Origin of the sequence: Flavobacterium sp. (genome assembly GCF_046153165.1) — a bacterium.
In the GTDB taxonomy this organism is placed as follows: domain Bacteria; phylum Bacteroidota; class Bacteroidia; order Flavobacteriales; family Flavobacteriaceae; genus Flavobacterium.
The window spans coordinates 1-3,564 of sequence record NZ_JBJXEN010000037.1 but is presented as its reverse complement, the minus strand read 5'-3'; the positions used below and the strand labels follow the sequence as shown (position 1 = coordinate 3,564).

At 30.2% G+C, this 3,564-nt stretch carries 3 protein-coding genes and 1 pseudogene; 2 read left to right on the top strand and 2 right to left on the bottom strand.

Translation table 11 applies throughout. From position 1 onward, the window contains the following. Positions 1-199 precede the first annotated feature (199 nt). A pseudogene (locus tag ACKVOV_RS04945) lies at positions 200-1,360 on the top strand (RHS repeat-associated core domain-containing protein); the annotation flags it as partial. 46 nt (positions 1,361-1,406) lie between these two features. After that, complete coding sequence (locus ACKVOV_RS04940; protein ID WP_409205657.1) at positions 1,407-1,898, top strand: hypothetical protein; 492 nt, start codon at positions 1,407-1,409, stop codon at positions 1,896-1,898. A 193-nt stretch (positions 1,899-2,091) separates the two neighbouring features. Here ACKVOV_RS04940 and ACKVOV_RS04935 read toward each other — a convergent pair whose 3' ends face one another. Further along, positions 2,092-2,700 carry a hypothetical protein gene (locus tag ACKVOV_RS04935; protein WP_409205656.1) on the bottom strand — a complete coding sequence of 203 codons (609 nt, stop codon included), beginning with the start codon at positions 2,698-2,700 and terminating at the stop codon, positions 2,092-2,094. Beyond that, the coding region (locus tag ACKVOV_RS04930) for an RHS repeat-associated core domain-containing protein (RefSeq protein WP_409205655.1) at positions 2,690-3,564 on the bottom strand (875 nt) is incomplete at its 5' end. The genes ACKVOV_RS04935 and ACKVOV_RS04930, both read right to left, overlap by 11 nt.

Genomic DNA, 3,564 nt, shown 5'->3' with positions numbered 1-3,564 from the left:
ATAAAATGAATTTTATCAAAACTACTATTTCGAGTTGTTTTTTTCGTTAGATTTGTAATGAATAACACGTTCTTTTTTTACTGGTTTTTATGCCCAAAAAGTGTCAAAAAACGCCATAAAGTGCAAAAATAAGCATTTTATAATTAACGGGAGTTATTGTGTTTATTAGTGCTAAGCAAAGAATGACTACTATCCTTTTGGTTCCCTGGTACCAAACCGCCACGGCTCAAGCACCGCCTACCGTTACGGCTTCCAAGGTCAGGAAAAAGATGATGAATTAAAAGGAGAAGGGAATTCGTTGAACTATACTTTTAGAATGCACGACTCTAGAGTAGGAAGGTTTTTTGCTGTGGATCCACTTGCCTCTAAATATCCGCATTATTCACCATATCAGTTCTCAGGAAATAAACCAATACAATTTAAAGAGTTAGAGGGCTGTGAAGAGGCTAACGCATCATTTACAGCTAATGCAAATGTAAACATAACTTATACGCTTGGAGATAAAAACAAATCAAGTTTTAATATAGGACTTGGAGCTAGTTTTATGGCTAATTTTTCTATCGGTAATGCTGCGGGACAAATAAGTCTTAATGGGTCAGGAAGTTATACAAATGGAGGTTTGACTTCGCATGGTGGAAATAGTACTTCATTAAAAAATGGAATGGTAGAAACTATTTTCTCGCCCGCAGTAACTTTTGGAGTATTAGGAGAAAACACCCCTAATTTAGCTGTAAATTATTTACATGGTAATGCTACTACGGCTCTTCAAAATTCTATGAAGTATTCTGTTATGTGGGCAGTTAACTATCATAAAGGAACTGGGAATCGAGACCAAAAAACGGCTACTTATGGTGTCAGAATTGGAGGTTTTTCTATGAATGTTTTGGAAGATCATCATCTTTGGATGGGCGCAGATGGAGATGATAAATATTGGACAGGAAGTGGAAATGTAAATTATCAATTTTCTGATGGTACCATGCTTACATTTGGCACAGATACCTACACAGGAAATTCAAGAAATGATAAGAGTACTGCAAAAGACTTAGGAGATTATCAAATTGGAGGTTTAACAAAAACTATTGGAAAAAGTGGTTTAACGTTTTATTGGGCTAATCAATATCAAATTGACGATAGGATGGGGTTGTCAAGAGGTTTTAATCAATCATTGAATAATGCTCAGACATATTTCCAATTAACTACGGATAAAAATATATTTAGAGCAACTAATACTGGGCCTGCTAATTTTTGGTCGCAAAATGCTATACATGATTATTTAAGTCCTAATTTTCATCATTTTAAATCTGCTGATAGTAATAATCGTTGGGAGTCTTCCTCTTCAGCGGTAAATGTAAAATTTTAATAAGTTTATTATGTATAGAAGTGATATAAAAACGAAAATAGTTACTTTGTTTTCTTTGGTTTTTTATTTATTTGTAACTAATACTTACTGTCAAGAAATTGAAAACTGCAAATGCAAGTCAAGGAATTTTAAACTAATAAAGAAAGAAGGTCTGCAAATAGATACTACTTTAGTTAAAATAAATGGAATTTATATTTTTAAAGATAGTATAATCGATTTGAAAAATATAAAAAGAGATAGGTATAGTTTTTGTAGATTTTTTGAAAATGGGAGAGTATTTTTTAGTTGTGGCTATTTTAATTTTCCTCACGAAAGTGATTTAAATAATTTAAGTTATGGTTATTATGGTGAATATAAAATAATTAAAAATCAGATTATAATTGAATCTTATAGTTCATATGTTGGATATATTTTAGAGTTATATAAAATTGAAGGATTAAAGATAATATCTACAGATTTTGCAAAGAGAAGTAATAAACCAAAATTTGAAAAGGTATTTAGTTCTATTGAGTACGATTTCTATAAGTTTAAGCTTTAAAACAGATAGCCACCGCTCTGCGAAGAGTGAATAAACTTAGAACAGCTCTGCGAATGTCTCCGACTTCGCAGCAAATAAGTAAAAGGTAAAAGTAAAAATAAGCAATTTGTAAAAGAGTTGCTTATTTGTTTTTAAGAAACGGCGAATGCCCCCGCTCCAAGGAGGGTGAATAAACTTATTTTGGGACGAGACACTAATTAACCCCACAACGTATTGGCAAATTTTGATTTATTTGATTTTCATTTAAATTTAACTCATTTAGAATTTTAATTAAAAATTTTGGTTGTCTTGTACATTTTTTAATACTTAAAATTCTAATAGGTAGTATTATTTCCTTTTTTGATAAAAAAGAAGATTCAAACAATAATTCATAGTCCCTTTTTAATTCAACGTTTTGAAAATGCAGATTATTAACTTTTACTACATATGAAGTAAAATATATATCATTCCTTTTAATTAATTTTAATTGGTTAAAAGAAAGTTTATGTTTATCATATTCTTTTTGCAATTCATTACTGATTTCTCTCATTAATTGATAATTTGAATCGTTTTTAATAAAGTATTCTGTTAAATAATTAAAACCTTCATATTTATCAACTATTGAGAAAGGATATAATTTATTCATATACTCTATGTAACTATAATCACAAGACTTCACGTCCTTTTCAAGAGCAAAAGAAAATTTTATAATCTTAATTTTCACATAATTTTGTGAATTAACTTTTGTTGAATTAAAAATAAAAATAAAAAATATAAACTTAATCACATTTTTTACAGATGATAAATGTATATTAATTTTCATTAGGTTTTGTCTGATTTAAATAATTTTGCTGCTCTTCTGTCAATGGTTTATCAGCTGGGATTTCTACTCTTTTGGTATGTTCAATTGCTTGTTGGACATTTTGAGAAGACAAATTTGTAGGATTAGTATATCTGAAAATTCCATCGCCATATTTACCGTTATCATGCCAATCAGTTTGATTGTTTCTGTCGAAACATTCATATGTGTCAAGCGGTATTTTATCTCCATTATGAACTAGTAAATGAAATATTTCATGAGTTGTAGTATGAGAATTATTAGAGGTCGTTAACCTTGTTTCACCTCTATTTGTTGAGCCAACAGTAACACTAGTGTATTGAAGCCCAAATTTATCAGTTTTAATTTGTGAAACTAATTCAGACTTACTTAAAACTGCACTTTCACTTGGATTTGCATCTCTCAACTCTCTTGCCTTTGTCAACGTTTCTGTTTCAATAAAATTAAACTTAAAATTAACTGAATAATCAGTTCCTGAAACATCATATGTGTAAGATTGTTTAGTCACTTCACATGTCAAATCAGCTTGAATTGTTTCAACTTCATTTTTAGTGAAACCAGATTGGTCAGTATTAGTTCCTGGTGCATAATATATATTTAGCAACACAGTAACGGTTTTAGTTTTATGATTAACGACAGAAACACCTTCTAAACCTTCTAGTTCAATTAATGAAATTGGATTGTTTCCGCCAAAATGATAAGGCGAAAGCATTGGGTACTTCTTTGTCAACGGATCAATAGTAAAAAACCTTCCTACTCTAGAGTCGTGCATTCTAAAAGTATAGTTCAACGAATTCCCTTCTCCTTTTAATTCATCATCTTTTTCCTGACCTTGGAAGCCGTAACGGT

Bases quoted from the DNA above. Each gene is read 5' to 3' on its own strand.
- ACKVOV_RS04935 (WP_409205656.1), bottom strand. From the start codon at position 2,700: ATGAAAATTAATATACATTTATCATCTGTAAAAAATGTGATTAAGTTT.